The sequence below is a fragment of the Variovorax sp. IB41 genome (genome assembly GCF_016405905.1).
In the GTDB taxonomy this organism is placed as follows: Bacteria; Pseudomonadota; Gammaproteobacteria; order Burkholderiales; family Burkholderiaceae_C; genus Variovorax.
This window is the reverse complement of record NZ_JAEFCB010000001.1, coordinates 856,776-881,071: the sequence shown is the minus strand read 5'-3', so window position 1 is coordinate 881,071 and position 24,296 is coordinate 856,776. Positions and strand designations below refer to the sequence as shown.

Sequence of the window (24,296 nt, the reverse complement as noted above, 5' to 3'; positions counted from 1 at the left end):
ATCCATTTCCTAAGATCAATTGATAAAACAATTCAAATAAATTGCACAGGGAGCGAAATGGCATTGCGCCATTCAACGATTCTTCAAAACGGATGGACAGGTCATGAATCGAACTTATCGCTCTCTCTGGAATGAATCCCTCGGTGCCTGGGTGGCGGCCTCGGAGGTTTCCCACGCTCGCGGAAAACCCGGCGGCAGCCACGTGGCGCTGGGCGCGGCGCCAAGCATGTGCGTCGCGCGTCCGCGACCGGCGGGCGGGCTGCTGGCGGGCCTTGCGGCGGCGCTGGTGGCGATGAGCGGTCTGGGGTGGTCTTCGCTCGCGCAGGCGCAGGCGGTCGATTGCAGCGGGCCGCCGTACAACGCATACAACGGCACCGCGTCGTGCATGGGCTTCCAGTCGCGGGCCTCGGGGATCGGCGCCACCGCACTGGGCTCGCTCGCAGCCAGCGACGTTCTCGGCGGCCTGGCGGTCGGCTACAACGCCCACAGCGCCGCGCAGAATTCCATCTCCCTGGGCTTCCAGGCGTATTCCGCGGCCGCCAATTCGATCTACCTGGGCGCGCGGACAGGCCCCACGACGGGCGCATTGGGCGGGGGCTCCATCGGCATCGGCACCGACGTGACCGCCAGCGGCGGCAACAGCATCGCCGCCGGCAGTTTTGCGCTCGCCAATCAAGACAACGCGACGGCCGTCGGCTCCACCGCGAGGGCGACCGGGTTGCGCAGCCTCGCCATGGGCTACAAGGCCAATGCATCCGATCTGGACGCCGTGGCGCAAGGCAATTCGGCGGCCGCGAGCGCCCAGAATGCCATTGCGGTCGGCTTCCAGTCGGTGGCGAGCCAATTGAATTCGGTCTACATCGGCTCGCGCACCGCTGCGGGAACGGGGGCCACGGGGGTAGGCGCCATCGCCATCGGCACGGACGTGACCGCGTCCAACGGCAATGCGACGGCCGTGGGCTTCCAGAGCAAGGCGACCGGAGCCAGCTCGGTGGCTGTCGGCCCGAACGCGGCGGCCTCTGACACCTCTGCGATGGCCCTGGGCACCGGCACGGTGGCAAGCAACACCAACGCGGTCGCGCTCGGCGCGACCGCCACGGCGACCTCGGCCGGCGCCAGTGCGCTGGGCACCTTGTCCAAGGCCACGGGAGGCAACTCCACCGCGGTCGGCGTGAGCTCGACGGCCAGCGCCGCGCGCGCCTTCGCCGGCGGCTGGGGTTCCAACGCCGGCAACACCGATGCGGTGGCCGTCGGTACGCTGTCCAACGCATCGGGCATCAGCTCGGCAGCGTTCGGCAACCTGGCCAATGCGTCTGCGGATTTCGCGGTCGCCTTGGGCAATCAGGCCCTCTCGTCCGGCGTGGGCGCCGTGGCGGCGGGCTCGGGCGCCAATGCCGCGACCGACGGCGCCGTCGCGGTCGGCAACAACGCCGCGGCAACGCTCACCCGTGCCACCGCGCTCGGGTTCGGCACCGCCGCGGCCGGCCAGAACGCCACCGCCGTGGGCGCGCTCGCGAGCGCCTCCGCCGACCAGGCCGTGGCCATCGGCGCGAGCGCCAAGGCCTCGGCGCTCAATGCGATCGCGATGGGCAACAACACCGTCGCCAATTCGGCCGATGCCGTCGCCATCGGCAACGGCTCCACGGCCACCGGCGGCAAGGCGGTGGCCATCGGTTCGGGCAACGTCGCGAACGGCAACGGCGCGGTGGCCATCGGCGATCCGAACACCGCCACCGGCAACGGCGCCATCGCCAACGGCCTGGACAACACCGCCACCGGCGACGGCTCGGTGGCCATGGGCAACACCAACAAGGTCGGCGGCGGCGGGCAGGACGTGAGCGTGCCCGGCACGCCGGCGCAAGGCGCGGTGGGCATCGGCTACCAGAACACCGTGGTCGGCCAGGGCAGCGTTGCGATCGGCAGCACCAGCAAGGCGCTGGCCGCGGGCGCGGTCGCGTTCGGCGACACGGCGGTGGCCACCAACAAGAACGACGTGGCGCTGGGCTCGGGCTCGGTGACGGCCACGGCGGTCGGCACGCCGAGCGCGACGATCAACGGCAAGCTCTACAACTTCCAGGGCATCGCGCCGACGAGCACTGTGAGCGTGGGCGCGGGCGGCGGCGAGCGCACCGTCACCAACGTGGCGGCCGGGCGCATCTCGGGCACCTCGACCGACGCCATCAACGGCTCGCAGCTCGCCGCCACCAACTCGGCCGTCGACGACGTGGCCGCGACCGCGAACAAGGGCTGGAACCTGAGCGCCAACGGCGGCGCGCCGCAGAACATCGCGCCGGGCGGCACGGCAGACTTTGCCGACGGCAGCAACACCACGGTCACGCGCACGGGCAACCAGATCCGGGTCGACGTGTCCGCCAATCCGGTGTTCACCTCCGTGACCACGGGCAACACGAAGATCGACAACAACGGCTTGACGATCGTCGGCGGCCCGAGCGTGACCAACACCGGCATCAATGCCGGCGGCACGAAGATCACCAATGTGGCGCCCGGCGTGGCCGGCACCGATGCGGTGAACATCGACCAGCTGACCACCACGGTGGCCGGCAGCAAGACCAAGTACTACCAGGTCAACTCCAAGGGCGGCGGCAACGAACTGAACGACGGCGCCACCGGCACCGACGCCATCGCCTCGGGCAAGAACGCGACCGCCGCGGGCACCTCGAGCGTGGCGATGGGCCTGGGCGCCACGGCCGGCACGGCCAACAGCGTGGCGCTGGGCGCGGGCTCGGTGACCGATACCGCAGTGGGAACGGCGAGCACCACGATCAACGGCACGGTCCACAACTTCCAGGGCGCGGTGCCTGTGGGCACGGTCAGCATCGGCTCGGCCGGCAACGAGCGCACCATCACCAACGTGGCGGCCGGGCGCATCTCGGGCACCTCGACCGACGCGATCAACGGCTCGCAGCTCTTTGCCACCAACTCGGCGATCACCGATGTGGCGGGCACGGTCGCCAAGGGCTGGAACCTGAGCGCCAACGGCGGCGCGCCGCAGAACATCGCGCCGGGCGGCACGGCGGACTTCGCCAACGGCAGCAACACCACGGTCACGCGCACGGGCAACCAGATCCGCGTCGATGTGTCGGCGGACCCGGTCTTCAACTCGGTGACCACGGGCAACACCAAGATCGACAACAACGGCCTCACGATCGTCGGCGGCCCGAGCGTGACCAACACCGGCATCAATGCCGGCGGCACGCAGATCACCAATGTGGCACCCGGCGTCGCAGGCACCGATGCAGTGAACATCAACCAGCTGAACACCACGGTGGCCGGCAGCAAGACCAAGTACTACCAAGTCAACTCGGTGGGCGGCGGCAACGAACTGAACGACGGCGCCACCGGCACCGATGCGATCGCCTCGGGCAAGAACGCGACGGCCGCGGGCACCTCGAGCGTGGCGATGGGCCTGGGCGCCACGGCCGGCACGGCCAACAGCGTGGCGCTGGGCGCGGGCTCGGTCACCGACACGGCAGTGGGAACCGCCAGCACGACGATCGACGGCAAGGTCTACAACTTCCAGGGCGTCGCACCGGTGGGCACGGTCAGCGTCGGCACGGCCGGCAACGAACGCACGATCACCAACGTGGCGGCCGGGCGCATCTCGGGCACCTCGACCGATGCCATCAACGGCTCGCAGCTCTTTGCCACCAACCAGTCGATCGAGAACCTGAGCAGCACGGTCACGGCGAACAAGAACCGCTACTACAGCGTCAACTCCAAGGGCGGCGGCAACGAAGACAACCTGGGCGCAACCGGCGCGGACGCCATCGCGTCGGGCAAGGACGCGAGCGCCACCGTCGATGGCGGCGTGGCGATCGGCGCGGGCGCGGTCTCCGACCGCGCGATCGCGGGCAGCACCGGCAACATTCCCGCGGGCAGCGCGCTGATCCCGTTCAACACGACCGACCGCACGCTGCTGGGCGCGCTCTCGGTGGGCAGCGCCACCACCTACCGCCAGATCACCAATGTGGCCGACGGCACGCAGGCGCAGGACGCGGTCACGGTGCGGCAGCTGAGCGGCGCGCTGCAGTCCTTCGCGGTCACGCCGATCAAGTACTTCCACGCCAACTCGGCGGCGGCCGATTCGCTCGCGGTCGGCGCGGAGTCGGTGGCGGTCGGGCCGCAGACAGTTGTGAACGGCAACAACGGCGTGGGCATCGGCAACGGCGCCGTGGTGCAGCAAAGCGCGCCGGGCGGCATCGCGATCGGGCAGGGCGCCACCTCGCACCTGGCCGATTCGATCGCGATGGGCACGGGCGCCTCGGCGGCCGGCGTGCAGGGCGTGGCGCTTGGCGCGGGCAGCAGCGTGACGCAGGCGGGTGGCGTGGCCCTCGGCGCGGGCGCGGTCGCATCGACGGCCGCGGGCGTTGCGGGCTACGTGCCGCCCACGGCCACCGACGCGCAACGCATCGCCATCGGCGCGACCACCAGCACGCTGGCGGCCGTCTCGGTGGGCAATGCGGCGAGCGGGCAGTTCCGCCAGATCACCGGCGTGGCCGCGGGCACGGCCGACAGCGACGCGGTCAACGTGTCGCAGCTGCGCGGCGTGCAGGGCACGGTCGCGGCGATCGACCAGTCCACGGTCAAGTACGACAGCAACGCCGACGGCTCGGTCAACTACAACAGCGTGAGCATGGGCGGCAGCAACGCCACCGGCCCGGTCACGGTGCACAACGTGGCGCCGGGCGTGGCGGGCACCGATGCGGTCAACGTCAACCAGCTGAACGCGCTGGGCGGGGGCCTGAACAACCGCATCAACGCGGTGAACGACCGCATCGACGGCGTCGAGAAGAACGCCTATGCCGGCGTGGCCGCGGCCATGGCGCTGCAGATGCCCGGCAGCTACGTGCCCGGCAAGACGGTGATGCGCATCGGCGCGGGTTCGTTCAAGGGCGAGAGCGCGGTGGGCGTGAGTTTCCGGCGCACCGCCGAGAACAACGCCTGGAGCATCACCGGCGGCGTGGCCACCAGCCGCGCGGGCGTCGGTGCGACCGTCGGCGCGGAATGGGTCTTCAACTGATCGCCATCGAGAAGAACTGGACGAACTCACCATGAACAAGCATTCCCAAGCCAGGACCTCTTTGGCGATCCACGCGATCCGCGCAACCTCGCTCGCCACGCTCTGCCTCGCCGCGCTGCTGGCCGCCGGCTGCGCGAGCTACACCATCACCCCCGAGATGCAGGCCCGCGCCGCCGCGGAGAACCCGGCGCCGCCGAAGGACGCGGACTTTCCCGCGCTCGATTCGGCCAAGTGGCAGCAGGGCGCCTTCCCCAGCATCGAGGCGCTGCGCGCCATGCACACCGGCATGGGCAAGGACCAGGTGCGCGGGCTGCTGGGCTATCCGCACTTCAGCGAAGGGCTGGCCGGCGTGCGCGAGTGGAACTACATCTTTCACTTCCGCACCGGCGCGGGGCCGGCGTACATCACCTGCCAGTACATGGTCCGCTACAACGCGGACGTGCTGACCAATGGCATGTACTGGAAGGGGCCGGGCTGCGCCGATTTGCTGAAGCCGGCGCCCGTGGCCGCGAGGCCTGCCGCGGTCATTCAGTCCTCGCCCGCGAAGACGACGACGCTCGGCGCCGACGGGCTCTTTCGCTTCGACGGCCGCTCGCTGGCCGACCTGCTGCCCGAAGGCCGCCGCAAGCTCGATGCGCTGGCCAGCGATATCAAGGCCAGCGCGCAACCGGTGGATGCGGTGCGCGTGACGGGCCACACCGACCGGCTCGGCAGCGCCAGCTACAACCAAGCGCTGTCGCTCGCACGCGCCGAGACCGTGCGCGACTACCTTGTGCAGGCCGGCGTGCCCGCGCAGCGCGTGCAGGTGCAGGGCAGGGGCGAATCGGAGCCGAAGGTGCAGTGCGCGCAAACCAGCCGCGCGGCGCTGATCGATTGCCTGGCGCCGAACCGCCGCGTGGAGATCGAGGTGTCGGCGGGGCGCTGACGCCCGCTGCGGCGGGCCGGCCGCGGGTTCCGGTCCGCTACGCGCCGCCCCTGCGCGCGAGCGCGACCACTTGCGCCAGCTGTGCCACCTGGTCTTCGTGCAGCACCGCGAGGCGCTCCAGCTTCTTGCGCCCTGCGGCCAGGAGGTGCACCTCGACCTGCCGCCGGTCGATGTTGCTGGGCTTGCGCCTGACCAGCCCCGCCTCCTCGCAGCGCGACACGAGCGCCACAACGCCGTGCGGCTGCGCCTGCAATCGCTCGGCGATCTCGCTGACCGTGGCCCATTCGCGGCCCGCGAATCCCTGCGTGTGAAGCATCAGCTGGTACTGCAGCACCGTGATGCCCTCGGCCCGCGCGGCGTCTTCGCTGAAGCGCAGAAAGCTGCGCAGCCTGAACCTGAAATCGGACAGTGCCTCCAAGTGCTGCTTGTCGATGCTTCCCCGTGGGCTGGCCATTGCGTTTCCAAGTGATGTGCGAACGGCAAGCAATGTAGCAGCGCGCAATTGCGGGCCGCAGGGCGTTGGAGAGCTTGCCGAAGCGTTCGTGCAGGAGGCGCGGGGCGCCGTAAAACAAGCCGGCCGGGTCGATCAATAGGTGCAACCCTTTGTTTTCACTATTGGTAGCACTCGGGCGGGCGGGTTAGTGAAAAAGTAGGCAACCCACCCGACTTTTTCGGGCGCGTTGTCGCCCAAAGGACATTGTCAGACCTCGCAAGGGCCGCAGCATCCGGCGCCTTCAACAAGAACGAGGAGACATTCATGACCCAGGAACCGGTGCGTCCGATCACCCGGCGGCGAGCGGCCATTTCGATGGCCTGTGCGGCCCTCGGCATGGCGGCACGGCCCGCCTCCGCTGCCACGACCGCAGCCACCACGGCCACCACGGCCTCCACCGCAACCAAGCCCGGCGGCGACATCGTCATCGGCCAGAGCGCCCATCTGAGCGGCCCGCTCGCGCCCACGCTGCGGGCCGTGCTGCGCGGCCAGGAGATGGCGCTGGAGGCGTTCAACCAAAAGGGCGGCGTCGAGGGCCGGCGCGTGAGCCTCGTCACGCTGGACGACGCCTACGACGCGCAGAAGACGGTGTCCAACGCGAAGGAACTGCTCGCGCGCCCCGACGTGGTCGCGCTCTTCGGCCTCACCAACACGGCCGGCGCGGGCGCGGTGCTGCCGCTGCTCGTGGAGAAAAAGGTGCCGCTCGTGGGCGTGTACAGCGGCTCGCCCGCGCTGCGCGCCAAGCACAACCCGTACTTCTTCACGACCATGGCGAGCTACCGCGACGAGGTGGTGCAGATGGTGCGCAACCTCGTCACGCTGCACCAGGCCGAGATCGGCCTCGTCTACCAGAACAGCCCCTTCGGCCAGCTCATGGCGCCGGTGGTCGAGGAAACCTGCAAGGAGCTGGGCGCGACGCTCGTGGCCAAGGTGCCGCTCGAAGTCAGCGGCAGCGATGCGGCGGCCGCCGTCGCCACGCTGGCGGCCGCCAAGCCGCGGGCGCTGATCTTCATGTCCTTCGGGCCGTCGATGGTGCCGTTCGTGAAGGCGGCGCGGCAGAAGATCGCCGCGCCCATCTACTGCGTGAGCATCGCCAATTCGCGCACGCTCATCGAAGCGCTCGGCGACGAGGCGCGGGGCCTGGCCGTCGCGCAGATCGTGCCGTACCCCTTTCGCGCCACGAGCACGCTCACGCGCAACTACCACGCGGCCATGGCGGCCGCGGACCTGCCGGTGGACTACGACCACTTCTTCGGCTACCTCAACATCACCGTGCTGCTGGAGGGCCTGAAGCGCGCGGGCCGGGGCGTGACGCCCCAGAAGCTCGTCGCGGCGATGGAGGGCATGCGCATGGCCGACATCGGCGGCTACACGGTCGACTACAGCCCCGAGAACCACCATGGCTCGCACTTCGTCGAGCTGGTGATGGTGGCGCCGGGCGGGCGCTACCTGCGCTGAGCGCCTTCGCTTTCCTGCACCAAACGGGACGACGCATGCGCCACAACGGCGCACGCCGCCGCGCGCCACGCCCGCGGCGGCGCCATCTTTGTGCGACCTGAGGGCTGGGGACCCGACCTTCGGCTGAATCGCCTGGCACGGATGTTGCGCAGGGTCTTGCACTGTTCCGCGGCAACGCCGCCGCGGCACTCACAGTGCCTCCGCTAACGACGGCGGACCCGAGCGCACTGCAAGCTTTGTTCAACCAAGGCCGGCAGTGCGTCCGTTCCAACCCGATTCGCATCCGTCCCTTGCGGGGGCTCGCCTGACTGCCGTCTTCCCGACGGGGTTCTCGGCGGACTGACGCATGGCCGGCTGCACCGAACGCAGGATCCGACATGAAAATCGCAGTCATTGGCCACGGCATGGTGGGCCACAAGTTTCTAGAGCAGCTCCACGAACTCGGCGTCGCGAGCGCAGAGGTCACGGTGTTCTGCGAAGAGCCCCGCGCGGCCTACGACCGGGTGCATCTGTCCGAATTCTTCGCGGGCAAGACCGCCGAAGATTTGTCGCTCGTGGAGCCCGGCTTCTTCGAGCGCAGCGGCTTCACGCTGCGTCTCGCGGCCAAGGCCGTGGCCATCGAGCGTCGCAACAACACGCTCACCACCGCCGACGGCGAAGTGGTGGCCTACGACAAGCTGGTGCTGGCCACGGGCTCCTCGCCGTTCGTTCCGGCCGTGCCCGGGCGCGACCGCGCCAACTGCTTCGTCTACCGCACCATCGAAGACCTCGAGGCGATGAAGGCTTGCGGCGCGCGCTCCAAGAGCGGCGTGGTGGTCGGCGGCGGCCTGCTGGGCCTGGAATGCGCCAAGGCGCTGCGCGACATGGGCCTGGAGACGCACGTGGTCGAGTTCGCGCCGCGCCTCATGGCCGTGCAGGTCGACGAGGGCGGCGGCCGCGCGCTGCGCGGCAGCATCGAGGCGCTGGGCCTGCATGTGCACACGGGCCGCAACACCGTGGAGATCGTCGACGGCGCCGCCGCGCGCCACCGCATGGTGTTCGCCGACGGCACCTACCTGGAGACCGACATGATCGTGTTCTCCGCCGGCATCCGCCCGCGCGACGAGCTGGCGCGCCAGTCGGTGCTGGCCATCGGCCCGCGCGGCGGCGTGGCGATCGACAGCCACTGCCGCACGAGCGACCACGACGTCTACGCCATCGGCGAATGCGCCTCGTGGAACGAGCAGACCTTCGGCCTCGTCGCGCCCGGCTACGACATGGCGCGCGTTGCCGCGAGACACATCGCCGGACAGCAGGACGCCGCCTTCATCGGCGCGGACATGAGCACCAAGCTCAAGCTCATGGGCGTGGACGTTGCCAGCATCGGCGATGCGCACGGCAAGACGCCGCATTCGCGCGCCTACCAGTACATCAACGAGCACAAGCAGATCTACAAGAAGATCGTGGTGAGCGAAGACGGCAAGCAACTGCTGGGCGCGGTGCTGGTCGGCGATGCGGCCGAGTACGGCACGCTGCTGCAGATGGCGCTCAACGGCATCGCGCTGCCGGCGGACCCGGAGTTCCTGATCCTGCCCTCGAGCGATGGCAAGGCGCGGCCGGGCCTCGGCGTCGATGCGCTGCCCGACACGGCGCAGATCTGCTCGTGCAACAACGTGACCAAGGGCCAGATCTGCGCGGCCGTGGGCGAGGGCGCCTGCACCGTCGCCGACATGAAGGCCTGCACCAAGGCGGGCGCCACCTGCGGCGGCTGCGTGGCGCTGGTCGGGCAGGTGATGAAGGTGGAGATGGCCAAGCGCGGCATGGCCGTGAACAACCACCTGTGCGAGCACTTCGCGTACTCGCGCCAGGAGCTCTACCACCTCATCCGCGTGGGCGAGATCCGCACCTTCGACGACCTCTTGGCCAAACACGGCAAGGGCCTGGGCTGCGACATCTGCAAGCCCACGGCGGCGAGCATCTTCGCCTCGTGCTGGAACGAGTTCGTGCTGAAGAAAAACCTCGCGAGCCTGCAGGACAGCAACGACTACTTCCTCGGCAACATCCAGAAAGACGGCACCTACTCGGTCGTGCCGCGCATGCCCGGCGGCGAGGTCACGCCCGACGGGCTCATCGCCGTAGGGCAGGTCGCCAAGAAATACGGCCTCTACACCAAGGTGACCGGCGGCGCCCGCGTGGACATGTTCGGCGCGCGCGTGGAGCAGTTGCCATCGATCTGGGAAGAGCTCATCGCCGCGGGGTTCGAGTCGGGCCACGCTTATGGCAAGTCGCTGCGCACGGTGAAGAGCTGCGTGGGCTCCACCTGGTGCCGCTACGGCGTGGACGACAGCGTGGGCCTGGCCGTGGAACTGGAGAACCGCTACAAGGGCCTGCGCGCGCCGCACAAGATCAAGTTCGGCGTCTCGGGCTGCACCCGCGAATGCGCCGAGGCGCAGGGCAAGGACGTGGGCATCATCGCCACCGAGAAGGGCTGGAACCTTTATGTCTGCGGCAACGGCGGCATGAAGCCGCGCCACGCGGAGCTCTTCGCCTCCGATCTCACCAAGGCGCAGCTCATCCAGCTGATCGACCGCTTCCTGATGTTCTACGTGCGCACAGCCGACCGCCTGCAGCGCACCAGCACCTGGCGCGAGAACCTCGAAGGCGGGCTCGACTACCTGAAGGGCGTGCTGCTGCAAGACACCCTCGGCATCACGGGCGAACTCGAAGCGCAGATGCAGAACGTGGTCGACACCTACCAGTGCGAATGGAAGACCGCGGTGAACGACCCTGCCGTGCGCCAGCGCTTCCGCTCCTTCGTCAACAGCGAGAAGCCCGACGAGCACATCGTGTTCGTGAAGGAGCGCGGCCAGATCCGCCCGGCCCGTGCGGAAGAGCGCAGCACCGAAGCCGATGCCGAAACCGTCTGACGACGAACCGAGAGGACCACACCGATGACCACCGACACCCTCCAATGGACCGCCGTGTGCGCGGCCACCGACATCCTCCCCGACACCGGCGTCTGCGCGCTCGTGGAGGGCGTGCATGTCGCGATCTTCAACGTGGGCCGGGAGCAGGCCTTCTACGCCATCGACAACGTGGACCCGAAGGCCAACGCCAGCGTGCTGTCGCGCGGCCTCGTGGGCAGCCTGGGTGAGCGCATCGTCGTCGCCTCGCCGCTCTACAAGAACCACTTCGACCTGCGCAATGGCGAGTGCCTCGAAGCGCCCGAGTACTCGGTGCGCGCGCATGCGGTGCGCGTGCATGAAGGCCGCGTGCTGGTCGCGCTCGGCTGAGCCGCGCACTTTCGATTTCTTTTTCTTCCCCGCTTCTTCAAGGAACCCTGATGGCCTACCTAGCCCCCGCCGAGTTCGTGACCAAGATGGTCGATGCCGGCGAATCCAAGCTGCTGATGTCCACCCGCGACACGCTCATCCGCTCCTACATGGCCGGCGCCATTCTGGCGCTGGCCGCGGCCTTCGCCGTGTCCATCACCGTGAACACCGGCAATGCGCTGGTGGGCGCGATGCTCTTTCCGGTCGGCTTCATCATGCTGTACCTGCTGGGCTTCGACCTCTTGACGGGCGTGTTCACGCTCGCGCCGCTCGCGGTGCTCGACAAGCGCCCGGGCGCCACCTGGGGCGGCGTCATGCGCAACTGGAGCCTGGTGTTCGTGGGCAACTTCGCGGGCGCGCTCACGGTGGCCGTGTTCATGGCGATCATCTTCACCTTCGGCTTCAGCGAGGCGCCCAACGCCATCGGCGAGAAGCTCGGCCACATCGGCGAAGGCCGCACCGTGGGCTATGCGGCGCATGGCGCGGCCGGCATGTTGACGCTGTTCATCCGCGGCGTGATGTGCAACTGGATGGTCTCCACCGGCGTGGTCGCGGCCATGATGTCCACCACCGTGTCGGGCAAGGCGATCGGCATGTGGATGCCGGTGATGGTGTTCTTCTACATGGGCTTCGAACACTCGATCGTCAACATGTTCCTGTTCCCCACAGGCCTCCTGCTGGGCGGCAAGTTCACATTGATGGACTACCTGATCTGGAACGAGATTCCCACCGTCATCGGCAACCTCGTGGGCGGCCTCACCTTCGTGGGCCTGACGCTGTACTCGACGCACTACAAGACGGCGCCCAAGCGCAAGGCCAGCTGAACACCGGTCGCGGCCACGCACACCCGCACGCATCGCTTCGATGCTGATGCCCACGCACAAGGCGCTGCGCGTCGCGCTCGGCCAGCACTCGCTGGCCAAGCCCGATGCAGTGAACCAGGTCAACCAGGACTTCCACGGCGCGATGCTGCCCGAGGGAACGCCGCGCCTGTCCAAGGGCATCGCGGTGGCGCTGGCCGACGGCATCGGCTCCAGCCGCGTGAGCCAGGTGGCGAGCGCGGCGGCGGTGCGGGGTTTTCTGGACGACTACTACGCCACCTCCGATGCGTGGTCGGTTCGCCGCGCGGCCCAGCGCGTGCTGAGCGCCACGAACTCGTGGCTGCACGCGCAGACCATGCGCAGCGATGCGCGCTTCGACAAGGACAGCGGCTACGTCTGCACCTTCAGCGCGCTCATCTTCAAGGGCCGCGACGTGCACATGCTGCACGTGGGCGATGCGCGCATCCATCGCCTGCATCCCAACGGGCTGGAGCAGCTGACCGAAGACCACCGCGTGCACCTGTCGTCGGTGGAGTCGTACCTCGGGCGCGCGCTGGGCGCGGGGCCGAACGTGGAGATCGACTACCGCTGCTGGGAGGCGGAGGTGGGCGAGGTCTATCTGCTGGCCACCGACGGCGCCTATGCGTACCTCGATGCCGCCGCGGTGCACGACGCGATCGCGCGGTGCGATGACGACCTGGACGAAGCCGCGCGATTGCTCACCGAGGCCGCACGGCATCGCGGCAGCGACGACGACTGCACGGTGCAGCTCGTGCGCATCGACGAACTCCCGCCCGCCGACGCCGCGCCGCTGCCCCTGCAGCGCGAGGGCCTCGCCATCGCGCCGCCGCTCGCGCCCCGCGCGCGCTTCGAGGGCTTCACGCTCGTGCGCGAACTCCATGTGAGCTCGCGCAGCCATGTGCACCTGGCGGTGGACGACGCGAGCGGGCAGCAGGTGGTGCTGAAGCTCCCGTCGGTCGACCTGGGCGACGACCCAGAGTACCTCGACCGCTTCGTGCTCGAGGAGTGGGTGGCGCGGCGCATCGACAACGTGCATGTGCTCAAGGCCAGCGCGATCGAGCGTGCGCGCGGGCACCTGTACGTCGCGATGGAATACGTCGATGGCCAGACGCTCGCGCAGTGGATGGTCGACCACCCCAAGCCATCGCTCGACAGCGTGCGCCGCATCGCCGAGCAGCTCGCGAGCGGCCTGCAGGCGCTGCACGGCAAGGAGATGCTGCACCAGGACGTGCGCCCCGAGAACGTGATGATCGACCGCACCGGCACCGTGCGGATCATCGACCTCGCGACCACGCATGTAGCGGGGCTCGCCGATGGCGCGGGCGAGGGCAGGCCGCTCGCGATCACGGGCACGCTGCAGTACACGGCGCCCGAGTACTTCACGGGGCAGGGCGGCAGTGCGCGGTCCGACTTGTTCTCGATGGCGGTGATCGTCTACCAGATGCTCACGGGCCAGTTGCCGTATGGGCTGCACGTGTCGCGCGTGCGGTCGCCGGCCGATGTGAACCGGCTGCGCTACGTGCCGGCGCGCCACCTGCGGCCCGAGCTGCCCGAGTGGGTCGATGCGGTGCTGCAGAAGGCGCTGAACCCCAACCCCGCCAAGCGGCAGGAGGCGGTGTCGGAGCTCGCGCACGACCTGCGGGCACCGGGGCAGGAGTTTCTGCGCCCGCGCCTGCCGCCGTTGATTGAAAGGCACCCCGTGCGCTTCTGGCAGGGCACCACCGCGCTGCTGGCGATCGTGTCGGTGGTGCTGTTCGGGGTGTTGATCCTGGGGCGGTGAGGCTGCCGGGTTCAGTGCACGGATCGCGGCGACGCCAGGCCGACGATCGAAGACCTCGGCATGGCGCCGCGTCGATTTATTTCACCACCAGCGGCGAGCCGTGAAACGCATGGACCAGAAAGTCGACCATCACCCGCACCTTCGCGCTCAGATGCCGGCGGCTCGCGTAGATCGCCAGGATGTCGACGGGCGGCATGTGATAACCGGTCATCACCTCGACCAATCGACCGGCCCGCACATCCTCGCCGATCACGAAGCTCGGTTGCCAGATGACGCCGGCACCAGCGAGCGCCGCGGCGCGGGCGGTCTCGCCATTGTTGGCGCGCAGGGCCCAGCGCACGCGCACGGATTCCAGCGTCCCGCCGGGCCCGGCGAACTGCCACTCGTCGGAGGTCGCACCGTACGTGTAGCCCAGGCACGCATGCCGCGAAAGATCCGCCGGGACCTTGGGCATGCCGTGGGTCGCCAGGTATGCGGGCGAAGCGCAGACCAGGTTCTGCGAGCCGCCCAGCCGGCGCGCGATATGGTTGCCCGACGTGGTGCGAGAGATGCGGATGGCCAGGTCGTAGCCCTCTTCGACGATGTCGACCACGCGGTCGATGAGCGCGATGTCGAGCTCCACATCCGGGTACATCGCCATGAACTTGGGCCACAGGGGCGCCAGCACGAGGCTGCCGAAACTCAGCGGCGCGTTGATGCGCAGGCGCCCACGGGGCTGGAGCGACGCGGTGGTGGCCAGCGCCTCGGTCTCCGCCACTTCTTCAAGGATCGACGTGGCCCGCTCGAACAATGCTTCGCCGCCTTCGGTGAGCGACAGGCGGCGCGATGTGCGGTTGATCAGCCGCGTGCGCAAGTGCGCTTCCAACTCGTTGACGTAGCGCGTCACATTGGCCGGGGAGGTGTCCAGCGCGTCCGCCGCCTTGGTGAAACTGCCCTTCGCCACGACGGTGACGAAGACCTCGTACGCGCGCAATCGGTCCATGGGGGTGGTCTTTGATCATTCAGTAAAGCTGAATGATTTAACCATCTTTGCGCCCTTCCTGAAAGCGAAGCTGAATCATAAATTCACGCCATCCCCAACAGAAAGGACCTTCGAAAATGACCGATGCCACTCTCACCCCCGCACCCACCCGCCGCTCGCTGATTGCCGGCGCAGTCGCGCTCGGCGCCACCCTGACGGTGGGCTCCGCAGCGCACGCCGCACCTGCCGCCGACGCGGTGCCGGGCTTTCGCGCGGGCTCCGCAGAGGTGAACGGCACCCGCATCCATTACCGCATCGGCGGCACCGGGCCGGCCGTCGTGCTGCTGCACGGCTACGCCGAGACCGCGCACATGTGGAACCCGCTGATGCCGCTGCTCGCGAAGACGCACACCGTGGTCGTGCCCGACCTTCGGGGCGCCGGCAGTTCGTCCAAGCCCGAGACGGGCTACGGCAAGAAGAACATGGCCGTCGACATCCACGAGCTCGTCCGCTCGCTCGGCATCCGCAGCGCGAGCATCGTCGGCCACGACATCGGCCTGATGGTGGCCTACGCGTATGCCGCCCAGTTCCCTTCGGAGACCGACAAGGTGGTGCTCATGGACGCCTTCCTGCCCGGCATCGGCCAATGGCAGAACGTGTGGCTGCTGCGCGACCTTTGGCACTTCCATTTCCACGGCAAGACGCCGCTGGCGCTCGTGAGCGGGCGCGAGCGCATCTACTTCGAGCACTTCTGGAACGACTTCGCGGCCGACCCCAAGCACTCGGTGCCCGAGGCCGATCGCCGGTTCTACGCGAAGGCCTACGCGCAGCCCGGCGGCATGCGCGCCGGATTCGAATACTTCAAGGCCTTCGAGCAGGACGCGGCCGAGTTCGCAGAACTGGGCAAGACGCCGCTGCCCATGCCCATGCTGGTGCTCTCCGGCGAGAAGGCCGGCGGTACCTTCCTGATCGAGCAGGGCAGGATGGTGGCGACCAACGTGCAGGGCGTGATCGTCAAGGGGTCCGGGCACTGGCTCATGGAAGAGGCGCCGGAGCAGGTCATTCCGGCGTTGATCAACTTCCTGGCATAGCGAAAAATGGGCCTCGTCGCCGAACGGCCGCTGCCCACCGCATGCCGCCAACGGACACCAACCTCGAACTGACCAAGGAGCATCGACATGGACCTTCAACTCAACGGCAAGCTCGCGCTGGTAAGCGGCAGCACCGCAGGAATCGGCTATGCCATCGCGCGCACGCTGGCCCAGGAGGGCGCGAGCGTCATCGTCAACGGCAGGTCGCAGGCGGCGGTCGACGAGGCGGCCGAGCGCATCCGCTCGGAGACGAACGGCACCGTTCTCGGCTACGCCGGGGACCTCAGCCGGGCCGATGCTGCCGAGGAAGCCGTGCGCCGCCACCCCGGCATCGGCATCCTGGTGAACAACCTGGGCATCTTCGAGGCCAAGGCATTCGAAGACATTCCCGATGAAGACTGGCAGCGCTTTTTCGACGTCAACGTCCTGAGCGGCGTGCGCCTCGCACGCCTGGTGCTGCCGGACATGAAGCGCACGAACTGGGGGCGGATCATCTTCATCTCGAGCGAAAGCGCGGTGCAGATCCCCACCGAGATGATCCACTACGGCATGACCAAGACCGCGCAGCTCGCCGTGTCGCGCGGGCTCGCGGAATCGCTCGCCGGCACGAACATCACGGTGAACAGCGTGCTCCCCGGCCCGACGAAATCGCGCGGCGTCGGCGACTTCGTGGAGGGCATGGCGCGCTCGAGCGACAAGAGCTTCGAGCAGGTCGAGGCGGAGTTCTTCGACCACGTGCGCCCGACCTCGCTGATCAAGCGCTTCGCGACGCCACAGGAGGTGGCCTCGCTCGTGGCCTACGTGGCAAGTCCGCTCGCCTCGGCGACCACGGGTGCGGCCCTTCGCGTCGATGGCGGCGTCGTCAAGAGCGCCTTCTGACGAACGCCGACGATCGAAGGCCTCAGCACGGCGCCGCGTCGGCCTTGTTCACTGCCAGGCGCAGCGCCTGCATCGTGGCATCGGCCGTCTCGATGCGGCGCTGCAGCGCCTCGTTCACCAGCCGCATCAGGGCGCTCAATTCGGTGCGGAGGGGGTAGGCATCTTCCGCGTCGCTCGCATGCGTCGGAACGACGAGCTTCTCGATGCACGCGTAGGCGAGCCGCACGTCGTGCAGGCTGTCGATGTCGTCGCAGGTCTGGAGCGCGAGCGATGCGGCGCTGTGAGGGGCGAAGGATTCGGGGGACGAGGGGACGTGAGCCATGTATGGCCTCCAAGGGTTTCGATTTACTGAAACCACCGCACCCGAGTCCAATCGAGGGCGGCGGCTCGACGAGTTGGACTACCGGGAAACCACTTGCGTGAAACCGGCCGGGCTTGCGCCCGCTCATCGAGCCGCCTAAAAAAGGTTGCACGAATGAGAAAGCCGCAGTCCTTGCGGTAACTGCGGCTTTCGTCGCAGTGATTTCAACGGGAGTCCAATCCCGATCACGCCTGTTTTTGACGTGACGGGGCGGAGTATAGCTACGCGGATGTATTTGCCTTTGCAGCCCGCGTGATCTCCGCCACGAACGGCGATTGAGATCAGGACGGAACCACTGTCCGTTCACGCTGAGCTTGTCGAAGCGCCGCGCGAGTATTGCCACTAGTCCTGAAAGTCTGAACTGGCGACTGCCTTTCCGGTGCCTGAACCATCCGCTCGGCCTTCCCGCACTCCAGCGCCAGTTGGAACGGAAGCTCACGGACGTACCCCCCTCCGGGGCAAGAAGGCAAAGGTCATTGGCCGTTAGTTGGACAACGATGATGTGCTCGTGTGTTGCCAGATAAAGCCGCACCGAGGTTCACTTCGACCGAGCGAAGGTGGCGCATAGCCGCCGCACACCGGCTCATCTTCGGCGGAAAAACCTAATCGAAGAAGGCGCAAATATCGGGATTTCCGGCTACCCTTCCGATATGTGACGAGTACTTACAACGGAGGGCGGGATGCAGATCCAACTAGAGCATTGCAATAACATCGAACGCGGTCAAATCGAGATCGCCGAGGGCGTACTCAACATCAAATACGCGATCAACGGCACAGGCAAAAGCACCATCGCAAAGGCAATAGCATACGCAGTCGAAGAAAAAAATGGTGCCGCAAAGAAACTCGCTAACCTGATCCCGTTCAAACACCGCGCAAATGCCACGGCAGTCCCCAGCATCACGGGTATAGACGACATCGCGGCCACGAGGATCTTCAACGAAGATTACATCAACAGCTTTGTTTTTCAGCAAGATGACTTGCTGAAAGGCAGCTTCGAGATCTTTATCAAGACGCAGGACTATGACGATGGACTGCAGAAGATCGAGGAACTGATTCAAGACTTCAAGAGTTCGATTTCGACGGACCCCGAAGTCGATATCCTTCTTGCCGACTTTGAGGAGATCAGCAGCAGTTTCGGCAGGCCGGTTAAGACCGGAATCCACGCAGCCGGCAACATCGCAAAGGCCTTTAAGGATGGAAACAAGGTTGCAAACATCCCTGCCGGACTGGAAGCATATACGCCGTACATCCGCCACGAATCTGGATACAAGTGGATTCGGTGGCAGCAAGAGGGAGCAAGCTACCTCCCCTTCGGCTCAGATTGCCCGTACTGCACCAGCGACATCAAGACCAAACGCGAAACAATAGACAAGGTCGCTCAAGCCTACGACCCGAAATCCATTGAAACGCTCAACAAGATCGTCAGCACTTTCGACCGCCTTAACAAATACTTCTCAGCGGCCACAAAAGACAAGATCTCAGAATTCGTCAAAAATACGGAAAAGTATACGGACGAGCAAGTCGCCTTTCTGAATGAGGTTAAAACGCAAATTGAACGCTTAGCCGGGAAGTTCAAGCAAAACCGAGCCATCGGCTTCAGTTCGCTCAAAGATGTCACAAAAATTATTGACGAATTAGGATCATACAAGATTGATTTAGGACTTTATTACCATCTGCAATCGGAAGAAACCGCAGTCAAGGTCCAGATCATCAACGAGAGTATTCAGCCTTTGATCGAAAAGGCGGGAGCATTGCAGGGCGCCATTATTAAGCAACGGACTACGATTGAACGTCTAGTCAAAGCCTACAGCACGCACATTAATGACTTCCTCGCGAATGCGGGCTACTCTTATAGAGTTGAACTGCGAGCAGGTGCGGACTCCAGGCACAAGCTACTGCTCACGCATTTAGAATTTCCCGAGCAATCGGTCAGCAATGTGCGGGATCACCTGAGTTTTGGCGAAAGAAATGCCATCGCCTTGGTCCTTTTCATGTTCGATGCGGTCAAGTCCGATCCCAAATTGATCGTACTGGACGACCCAATTTCATCGTTCGATAAGAACAAGAAGTACGCCATCATCGAAATGCTCTTCCGGGGGGCCCAGTCACTGCGCGGGAAAACCGTGCTTTTGCTGACTCATGATCTGGACCCCGTGGTGGACATGGTCGTTCACCATGCAGACCGATTCACCAAACCAGCCGTCGCCTTCCTTGAAAACAAGGATGGCATTCTTTCCGAGAAGATCGTTACGCGGGCGCAGGTTAAGACTTTCATTGACATCAATCATGAAAATATTACCCAGCCGATCCCGCTTTTAAACCGACTTGTCTACCTTCGCCGCTTGCTGGAAGTTACCCAGCAAAAGGGCGATGCGTTTGACATTCTGTCAAACGTCTTTCACAAGCGTCCCGCTCCAAAGAAATTCGACGATGGAGAACTGCGAGATATGACCGAAGAAGAAATCAAAGCAGGATGTGAGGCTGTCGTCGAAAAAATCCCCGACTTCAGTTACGCGGCAGCTCTTAGTCTGGTCACTGATAAACAGCAAATGAAGCAGCTCTACCACGCTTCAACCAGCAACTACGAGAAGCTGCACCTCTACCGCATTCTTTTTGATCATGAAGAAGACAAGGTCAAGTCCAATGTCATCTTGAAGTTTATCAACGAGGCCTTTCACATCGAGAACAACTATATTTATCAACTCAACCCGCGTGAATATCAATTGGTGCCGCACTTTGTTATCAAGGAATGCGACAAATACGTTGCCACGATCCAGTAGTGGAGATCTCGCCGAAAGGCTGCATCGGCACGCAGTAGCATAATTGATGCACCGATATGGCTGCAGCCGACCAGGAGCAGAAATTTAGTTCGAAATAGGCCGCGCCCCTTCCCGATAGGTGGATCAACACAAGATTCGAGCCGCCGTTTATTTTTGCCATTTTGAAATGGCAGTCAATTATAAAAATGAATCCCAAAAAAATCTTATGAGCGGCTTTCTTATGCCTCGCGACCTCTTTGTTGCATACATCAGCGAACAAATTGGATTCAAATCCGGACTGGCTTTGTCGCTTGATGAGTTGATATCGCATACCGACATCAAAAGCAACCTGCGCACCCAACTTTCCAGCGCTGAAGCCACTCATGTGTCCATACATCACGACGAATTGCTGGAGTCATTTCAGAAAATTCTTCATCGATTGGGAGTGCTGCCCCATCCAGTCGCCTATCATGCCCCAACATTCTTTCGGTTTTCATCCAAAAATGATGCGATTCGTCAGCCAGTGATCGATGGAATTTTTGACTTACTCGCAGGGGAGAGTGATTGGCTATTACCAAAGCCCGGATTGGAGTTGAGTCAATTTCTTAGAAATACAGAAGAAAGGTGGGGTCATTTGGGGCAAAAACTGGCAAGAGAGATCATCGATATGATGTACCTCTATCGAATCGGCGCCTTATGCGAGTTCGACCGCTTCAGAAGAATAGATTGGACGAATACAATAGAATTAAAAGAACTATTTTCAAGTGAATCATTAGATGCATCTGATGGACGTTTTATCGATCAACGGCTTCTTGACTACTTAGGGGCGAATTTTTCAGCCATTGACGCGATGAACTGGCGAAAGTTCGAAGGCTTGGTCGGCGAATTTTTTTCGCGTGCTGGATACGACGTGGAAATGGGGCCTGGTCGTGGAGATGGGGGGGTGGATATCCGGGCGTGGAAGCCAGAAATTGACCGAAATAGCGATCCTCCAACAATCCTCATTCAATGCAAGAGGCAAAAATCTTCAATTGAGCAGCTGATTGTCAAGGCTCTTTGGGCCGATGTGGTTCACGAAGGAGCAGAATCCGGATTAATAGTTACGTCATCTCGCATTGCTCCTGGATCTCAACGGGTGTGTAGTGCACGGTCATATCCAGTGAGGTTTGAAGAAAGAGCCTCACTTGCTCGTTGGCTTAAAGCGCTACGCACTCCTGGTAGTGGAATACTAACGAGGATTTAGCCAAAAAATGGCATAAAGACTAGTTCACGCGTGAGTCAGGGGTGTTATCAGTAAATCAATTCCATTTGCACCGTATATCGGTGTTCGGCCAAAGTAGACTTTGGAAGCCGGCCTGCAATAGTCACAGAAATCAGAAGAATGGAATAGCGACGGCCTTGGAGCAAAAAGGCTATGAAGTGGTCATGGTGTCACGGCCGATTGCACATCTTCCTCCAGCAGCTCCTTCAAAAACCCCCAAGGAAAAATCCCCCGGTCGTGCCCATCGCTGAACACGAACTGCACGCCATAAGCCCCCACCGGCTGTATGTCCGCGAGTTGCACATCGACTGCATCGCCACCGCGACCAGCCGCACGCAGCGCCTTGCAATCCGCACAAGGGCAACTGTCCCGCAGCAGCTGGTACGTGGCCAGATACCGCTCCCCATCGCCCCAGCAAAACTCCAGCGCAGCCCGCGCGCGATGGTCGACGATGGACTCAGGCGCCATGGCCCGCCTTCCCGATCTGCACGATCGCCAGCCGGGCGGACTTGCGCACTTCGGGATCGGCATCGTCCGCAGCAAGTTCGAGCGCAGGCAGCGCCGCTGCATCGCCGATCTCGCCCAGCGCCAGCGCGGCTTCCTTGCGCAGGTTGCTGATGCTGTGGCCCAGCGCAACGAGCAGCGGCGTGACGCTCTCGGCACTGCGCAGCCGCCCCAGGCTGCGGGCCGCACGCAGGCGCACCTGCCAGTAAGGATCGTCCAGCGCCACCAGCAGCGCGGCGGTCGCGGCGGGCTGCTGCAGCTTGCCAAGCGCCGTGGCAGCTTCCTCGCGCACCTGCCAGCTCGCATCGCGCAGCGCGGTTTCCAGTGCCTCGCGCGCATCGGTGTCGCCGGCCGCGAAGGCGAGGGCGCCCACGGCCGCGCGGCGCACTTCGTCCACGGGGTCGGAGGCGGCGAGCGCGGCCAGCGCAGGCAGCGCGGCCGCGTGCTTCAGATAGCCGAGCACGCCGATCGCTTCGCGGCGCAGGGCGATGGCATCGGCGGTGTCCTGCGCGGCGCGCGGCTCCTGCAGCACCGCCAGCGCGGGCGCGGCGCTCGCAGGCACGCGCAGTTCGCGCAATGCACGCAGCACGGCGGCGCGCACTCGCGCCGGCCCGGTGCCCGCATGCGGCAGCAGCCACGCAGCCGATGCGGGCTCTTTCAGCTCGGCCAGGCTGTGGGCGGCGGCTTCGCGCACCTGCGCATCGGCATCGTCGAGCGCCTCTGCCAGTCCTTCGACGGCGGACTGGTTCTCCATGGTCTCCAGCGCCAATGCGGCGGCGGCGCGCACAGCCGGCGTGTCGTCGCGCAGGGCCGCGACCAGCAGCGGCGTGTGCGCCTCGTCGGAGAGGTCGCCCAGGTCCATCACGGCGATGCGGCGCACTTCGGCGTCGGGCGAGGCCAGCCGTTCGGCGATGGCCTGCAGTTCGGGGTCGTCGAGGGTCGAGGGGTTCATTCTTTTTCTAGATGGCAAAGCGCAGTTGCGCAGCGGTGGGCGCGCCCAGCGGCGTGAGGCGTTCCAGCGGCGCGCTGGCGGCCGCGTGCGGATGCAGCAACTGCAGGCAGTGCCGCTTGAGCGCGGTGAATTCGGAAGAGGTGACCAGCGACGGATCGCGCGGCCGCGCGAAGTCGAGCGCGAACTCGGCCACGATGCGCCCCGGCCGCGGCCCCATCACGAGCACGCGGTCGCCGAGGAACAGCGCCTCGTCGATGTCGTGCGTGATGAAGACGATGGTGGTGCGCACGCGCGCCCACGCGTCGAGCAGCTGGCGCTGCATCATCAGCCGCGTCTGCGCATCGAGCGCGCCGAAGGGCTCGTCCATCAGCATCACGCGCGGGTGGTTGATGAGCACCCGCGCGATCTCCGCGCGCTGCTGCATGCCGCCCGAGAGCTGCGAGGGGTAGAAGCCCGCGAAGTCGTCCAGGCCCACGAGCCGCAGCATCTCGTGCGCGCGCGCATGGCGCTCGCGGCGGCCGACGCCCTGCATCTTCAGGCCGAAGGCGACGTTGTCGAGCACCTTCTTCCAGGGGAAGAGCGTGTGGTGCTGGAAGACGAGGCCGCGGTCCGGGTGCGGTCCGCGCACCGGCTCGCCGTCCACGCGGATCGCGCCGCTCGCAGGTGTCAGGTGCCCCGCGAGCGCGCCCAGCAGCGTCGACTTGCCGCAGCCCGAAGGCCCGAGCAGGCAGACGAACTCGCCGGGCTCCACATGCAGCGTGATGTCCTGCACCGCATCGAAGGCCTGCGCGCCCTGGCCGAGGCGCACGCGCAAATCGTCGATGGCGATGCGGCCGGTCTGCACGTCGGCCTTCATGCGCGTTGCTCCTGCACGGCGCGCCAGGGCATCAGCGACTGGCCGACCCGGCGCACCAGCGCGCTGCTGCCCATGCCGAGCACGCCGATGAAGAGCATGCCGACCACGATGTCCGCGTAGTTCTGGATCGTGTACGACATCCACGTGTAGTAGCCGATGCCGAACTGGCCCGAGATCATCTCGGCCGTGACCAGGCAGAACCACGCGGTGCCCATGCCGATGGCAAGGCCCGTAACGACGCTGGGCAGCGCGCCCGGCAGGATCACCTCGCGAAACACCGCAAGGCGCCCCGCGCCCAGGCTGCGCGCCGAGGCGACCAGGCGCGCATCCACCGCCTCCACGCCGTGCACGGTGTTGAGCAGCACGGGAAAGAGCGCGCCGACGAAGGTGATGAAGACCATCGACGCCTCCGACGACGGAAACATCAGGATGGCCAGCGGAATCCACGCGACGGCGGGAATCGGCCGCAGCACTTCGAGCGGCGGCAGCAGCGTGTCTTCGGCCCAGCGGGCGCGGCCGATCGCCAGGCCCAGCGCCACGCCGGCCACGGCCGCAAGGCCGAAGCCGATGAACACGCGGCGCAAGCTCGCCGACAGGTGCTGCAGCACCAGCGGCGACTGCACCAGCGACCACGCCGATTCGGCCACCTCGCGCGGCGGCGGCACGTTCTGGAAGGTGATGAAGCCCAGGTTCATGCGCTCGCGCGTGGCCAGGTGCCATGCGAGCACACACAGGAGCAGCGCGGCGATGCGCCACGCGGCGCGCGGCAGCTTGTCGTTCAAGGAGCTGGCCATGGTGACGTTCTCTGAACAGAGGAGGGCG

At 65.6% G+C, this 24,296-nt stretch carries 18 protein-coding genes; 11 read left to right on the top strand and 7 right to left on the bottom strand.

Annotated elements, in window-relative coordinates; genetic code table 11:
* Window positions 1-103: 103 nt before the first annotated feature.
* Both JC881_RS04090 and JC881_RS04085 read left to right on the top strand, forming a co-directional pair.
* Complete coding sequence (locus tag JC881_RS04090; RefSeq protein ID WP_198784388.1) at window positions 104-5,041, top strand: ESPR-type extended signal peptide-containing protein; 4,938 nt, start codon at window positions 104-106, stop codon at window positions 5,039-5,041.
* A 31-nt stretch (window positions 5,042-5,072) separates the two neighbouring features.
* The gene (locus tag JC881_RS04085; RefSeq protein WP_198784387.1) at window positions 5,073-5,966 is read left to right on the top strand and encodes an OmpA family protein; all 894 of its coding nucleotides are present in this window, start codon (window positions 5,073-5,075) and stop codon (window positions 5,964-5,966) included.
* 37 nt (window positions 5,967-6,003) lie between these two features.
* On the opposite strand, the gene JC881_RS04080 is transcribed toward JC881_RS04085, so the two are convergent.
* Window positions 6,004-6,420, bottom strand: a complete 417-nt coding sequence (locus tag JC881_RS04080) for a MarR family winged helix-turn-helix transcriptional regulator (protein ID WP_198784386.1) — start codon at window positions 6,418-6,420, stop codon at window positions 6,004-6,006.
* 303 nt (window positions 6,421-6,723) lie between these two features.
* Here JC881_RS04080 and JC881_RS04075 point away from each other — a divergent pair, with 303 nt between their 5' ends.
* From JC881_RS04075 to JC881_RS04055, 5 genes are all read left to right on the top strand, one after another.
* Window positions 6,724-7,917, top strand: a complete 1,194-nt coding sequence (locus JC881_RS04075) for an ABC transporter substrate-binding protein (RefSeq protein ID WP_198784385.1) — start codon at window positions 6,724-6,726, stop codon at window positions 7,915-7,917.
* Window positions 7,918-8,294: 377 nt separating this feature from the next.
* Window positions 8,295-10,823, top strand: a complete 2,529-nt coding sequence (gene nirB / locus JC881_RS04070; protein WP_198784384.1) for a nitrite reductase large subunit NirB — start codon at window positions 8,295-8,297, stop codon at window positions 10,821-10,823.
* A 24-nt stretch (window positions 10,824-10,847) separates the two neighbouring features.
* Window positions 10,848-11,189 carry a nitrite reductase small subunit NirD gene (gene nirD, locus JC881_RS04065; RefSeq protein WP_198784383.1) on the top strand — a complete coding sequence of 114 codons (342 nt, stop codon included), beginning with the start codon at window positions 10,848-10,850 and terminating at the stop codon, window positions 11,187-11,189.
* A gap of 50 nt (window positions 11,190-11,239) precedes the next feature.
* On the top strand, window positions 11,240-12,052 hold the full coding sequence (locus JC881_RS04060) for a formate/nitrite transporter family protein (protein ID WP_013540903.1): 813 nt from the start codon (window positions 11,240-11,242) through the stop codon (window positions 12,050-12,052).
* A 40-nt stretch (window positions 12,053-12,092) separates the two neighbouring features.
* A complete protein-coding gene (locus JC881_RS04055; RefSeq protein WP_198784382.1) occupies window positions 12,093-13,850 on the top strand; it encodes a bifunctional protein-serine/threonine kinase/phosphatase in 1,758 nt (585 codons plus the stop codon).
* A gap of 76 nt (window positions 13,851-13,926) precedes the next feature.
* Here the strand turns inward: JC881_RS04055 and JC881_RS04050 are convergent, their stop codons facing one another.
* Window positions 13,927-14,832, bottom strand: coding sequence for a LysR family transcriptional regulator (locus JC881_RS04050; protein WP_198784381.1), 906 nt, complete (start codon window positions 14,830-14,832; stop codon window positions 13,927-13,929).
* 116 nt (window positions 14,833-14,948) lie between these two features.
* Between JC881_RS04050 and JC881_RS04045 the strand changes: the two genes are divergently transcribed.
* Window positions 14,949-15,902, top strand: a complete 954-nt coding sequence (locus JC881_RS04045) for an alpha/beta fold hydrolase (protein WP_198784380.1) — start codon at window positions 14,949-14,951, stop codon at window positions 15,900-15,902.
* A gap of 87 nt (window positions 15,903-15,989) precedes the next feature.
* Window positions 15,990-16,781, top strand: coding sequence for an SDR family NAD(P)-dependent oxidoreductase (locus JC881_RS04040; RefSeq protein WP_198784379.1), 792 nt, complete (start codon window positions 15,990-15,992; stop codon window positions 16,779-16,781).
* A gap of 22 nt (window positions 16,782-16,803) precedes the next feature.
* On the opposite strand, the gene JC881_RS04035 is transcribed toward JC881_RS04040, so the two are convergent.
* The gene (locus JC881_RS04035; protein ID WP_198784378.1) at window positions 16,804-17,103 is read right to left on the bottom strand and encodes a hypothetical protein; all 300 of its coding nucleotides are present in this window, start codon (window positions 17,101-17,103) and stop codon (window positions 16,804-16,806) included.
* A 719-nt stretch (window positions 17,104-17,822) separates the two neighbouring features.
* On the opposite strand from JC881_RS04035, the gene JC881_RS04030 reads away from it, so the two are divergent.
* Together JC881_RS04030 and JC881_RS32665 are read left to right on the top strand one after the other, a co-directional pair.
* Entirely contained in the window at window positions 17,823-19,922 is a 2,100-nt protein-coding gene (locus JC881_RS04030) for an AAA family ATPase (protein ID WP_198784377.1), read from the top strand.
* A 118-nt stretch (window positions 19,923-20,040) separates the two neighbouring features.
* Complete coding sequence (locus JC881_RS32665; RefSeq protein ID WP_198784376.1) at window positions 20,041-21,144, top strand: restriction endonuclease; 1,104 nt, start codon at window positions 20,041-20,043, stop codon at window positions 21,142-21,144.
* A 180-nt stretch (window positions 21,145-21,324) separates the two neighbouring features.
* Here the strand turns inward: JC881_RS32665 and JC881_RS04020 are convergent, their stop codons facing one another.
* From JC881_RS04020 to JC881_RS04005, 4 genes are read right to left on the bottom strand one after another with little or no spacing between them, the layout of a single operon-like run.
* Window positions 21,325-21,630 carry a gamma-butyrobetaine hydroxylase-like domain-containing protein gene (locus tag JC881_RS04020; RefSeq protein ID WP_198784375.1) on the bottom strand — a complete coding sequence of 102 codons (306 nt, stop codon included), beginning with the start codon at window positions 21,628-21,630 and terminating at the stop codon, window positions 21,325-21,327.
* A complete protein-coding gene (locus tag JC881_RS04015) occupies window positions 21,620-22,618 on the bottom strand; it encodes a HEAT repeat domain-containing protein (protein WP_198784374.1) in 999 nt (332 codons plus the stop codon). Before JC881_RS04015 ends, JC881_RS04020 begins: the two co-directional genes overlap by 11 nt.
* Window positions 22,619-22,625: 7 nt before the next feature.
* Window positions 22,626-23,474 carry an ABC transporter ATP-binding protein gene (locus tag JC881_RS04010; protein WP_198784373.1) on the bottom strand — a complete coding sequence of 283 codons (849 nt, stop codon included), beginning with the start codon at window positions 23,472-23,474 and terminating at the stop codon, window positions 22,626-22,628.
* Window positions 23,471-24,268, bottom strand: coding sequence for an ABC transporter permease (locus tag JC881_RS04005; protein WP_198784372.1), 798 nt, complete (start codon window positions 24,266-24,268; stop codon window positions 23,471-23,473). Before JC881_RS04005 ends, JC881_RS04010 begins: the two co-directional genes overlap by 4 nt.
* Window positions 24,269-24,296 lie beyond the last annotated feature (28 nt).

What these genes read in the sequence shown, in the direction of transcription:
- JC881_RS04090 (WP_198784388.1), top strand. Translation starts at nt 104, where the DNA reads ATGAATCGAACTTATCGCTCTCTCTGGAATGAATCCCTCGGTGCCTGG.
- JC881_RS04085 (WP_198784387.1), top strand. Translation starts at nt 5,073, where the DNA reads ATGAACAAGCATTCCCAAGCCAGGACCTCTTTGGCGATCCACGCGATC.
- JC881_RS04080 (WP_198784386.1), bottom strand. Translation starts at nt 6,420, where the DNA reads ATGGCCAGCCCACGGGGAAGCATCGACAAGCAGCACTTGGAGGCACTG.
- JC881_RS04075 (WP_198784385.1), top strand. Translation starts at nt 6,724, where the DNA reads ATGACCCAGGAACCGGTGCGTCCGATCACCCGGCGGCGAGCGGCCATT.
- nirB (WP_198784384.1), top strand. Translation starts at nt 8,295, where the DNA reads ATGAAAATCGCAGTCATTGGCCACGGCATGGTGGGCCACAAGTTTCTA.
- nirD (WP_198784383.1), top strand. Translation starts at nt 10,848, where the DNA reads ATGACCACCGACACCCTCCAATGGACCGCCGTGTGCGCGGCCACCGAC.
- JC881_RS04060 (WP_013540903.1), top strand. Translation starts at nt 11,240, where the DNA reads ATGGCCTACCTAGCCCCCGCCGAGTTCGTGACCAAGATGGTCGATGCC.
- JC881_RS04055 (WP_198784382.1), top strand. Translation starts at nt 12,093, where the DNA reads ATGCTGATGCCCACGCACAAGGCGCTGCGCGTCGCGCTCGGCCAGCAC.
- JC881_RS04050 (WP_198784381.1), bottom strand. Translation starts at nt 14,832, where the DNA reads ATGGACCGATTGCGCGCGTACGAGGTCTTCGTCACCGTCGTGGCGAAG.
- JC881_RS04045 (WP_198784380.1), top strand. Translation starts at nt 14,949, where the DNA reads ATGACCGATGCCACTCTCACCCCCGCACCCACCCGCCGCTCGCTGATT.
- JC881_RS04040 (WP_198784379.1), top strand. Translation starts at nt 15,990, where the DNA reads ATGGACCTTCAACTCAACGGCAAGCTCGCGCTGGTAAGCGGCAGCACC.
- JC881_RS04035 (WP_198784378.1), bottom strand. Translation starts at nt 17,103, where the DNA reads ATGGCTCACGTCCCCTCGTCCCCCGAATCCTTCGCCCCTCACAGCGCC.
- JC881_RS04030 (WP_198784377.1), top strand. Translation starts at nt 17,823, where the DNA reads ATGCAGATCCAACTAGAGCATTGCAATAACATCGAACGCGGTCAAATC.
- JC881_RS04020 (WP_198784375.1), bottom strand. Translation starts at nt 21,630, where the DNA reads ATGGCGCCTGAGTCCATCGTCGACCATCGCGCGCGGGCTGCGCTGGAG.
- JC881_RS04015 (WP_198784374.1), bottom strand. Translation starts at nt 22,618, where the DNA reads ATGAACCCCTCGACCCTCGACGACCCCGAACTGCAGGCCATCGCCGAA.
- JC881_RS04010 (WP_198784373.1), bottom strand. Translation starts at nt 23,474, where the DNA reads ATGAAGGCCGACGTGCAGACCGGCCGCATCGCCATCGACGATTTGCGC.
- JC881_RS04005 (WP_198784372.1), bottom strand. Translation starts at nt 24,268, where the DNA reads ATGGCCAGCTCCTTGAACGACAAGCTGCCGCGCGCCGCGTGGCGCATC.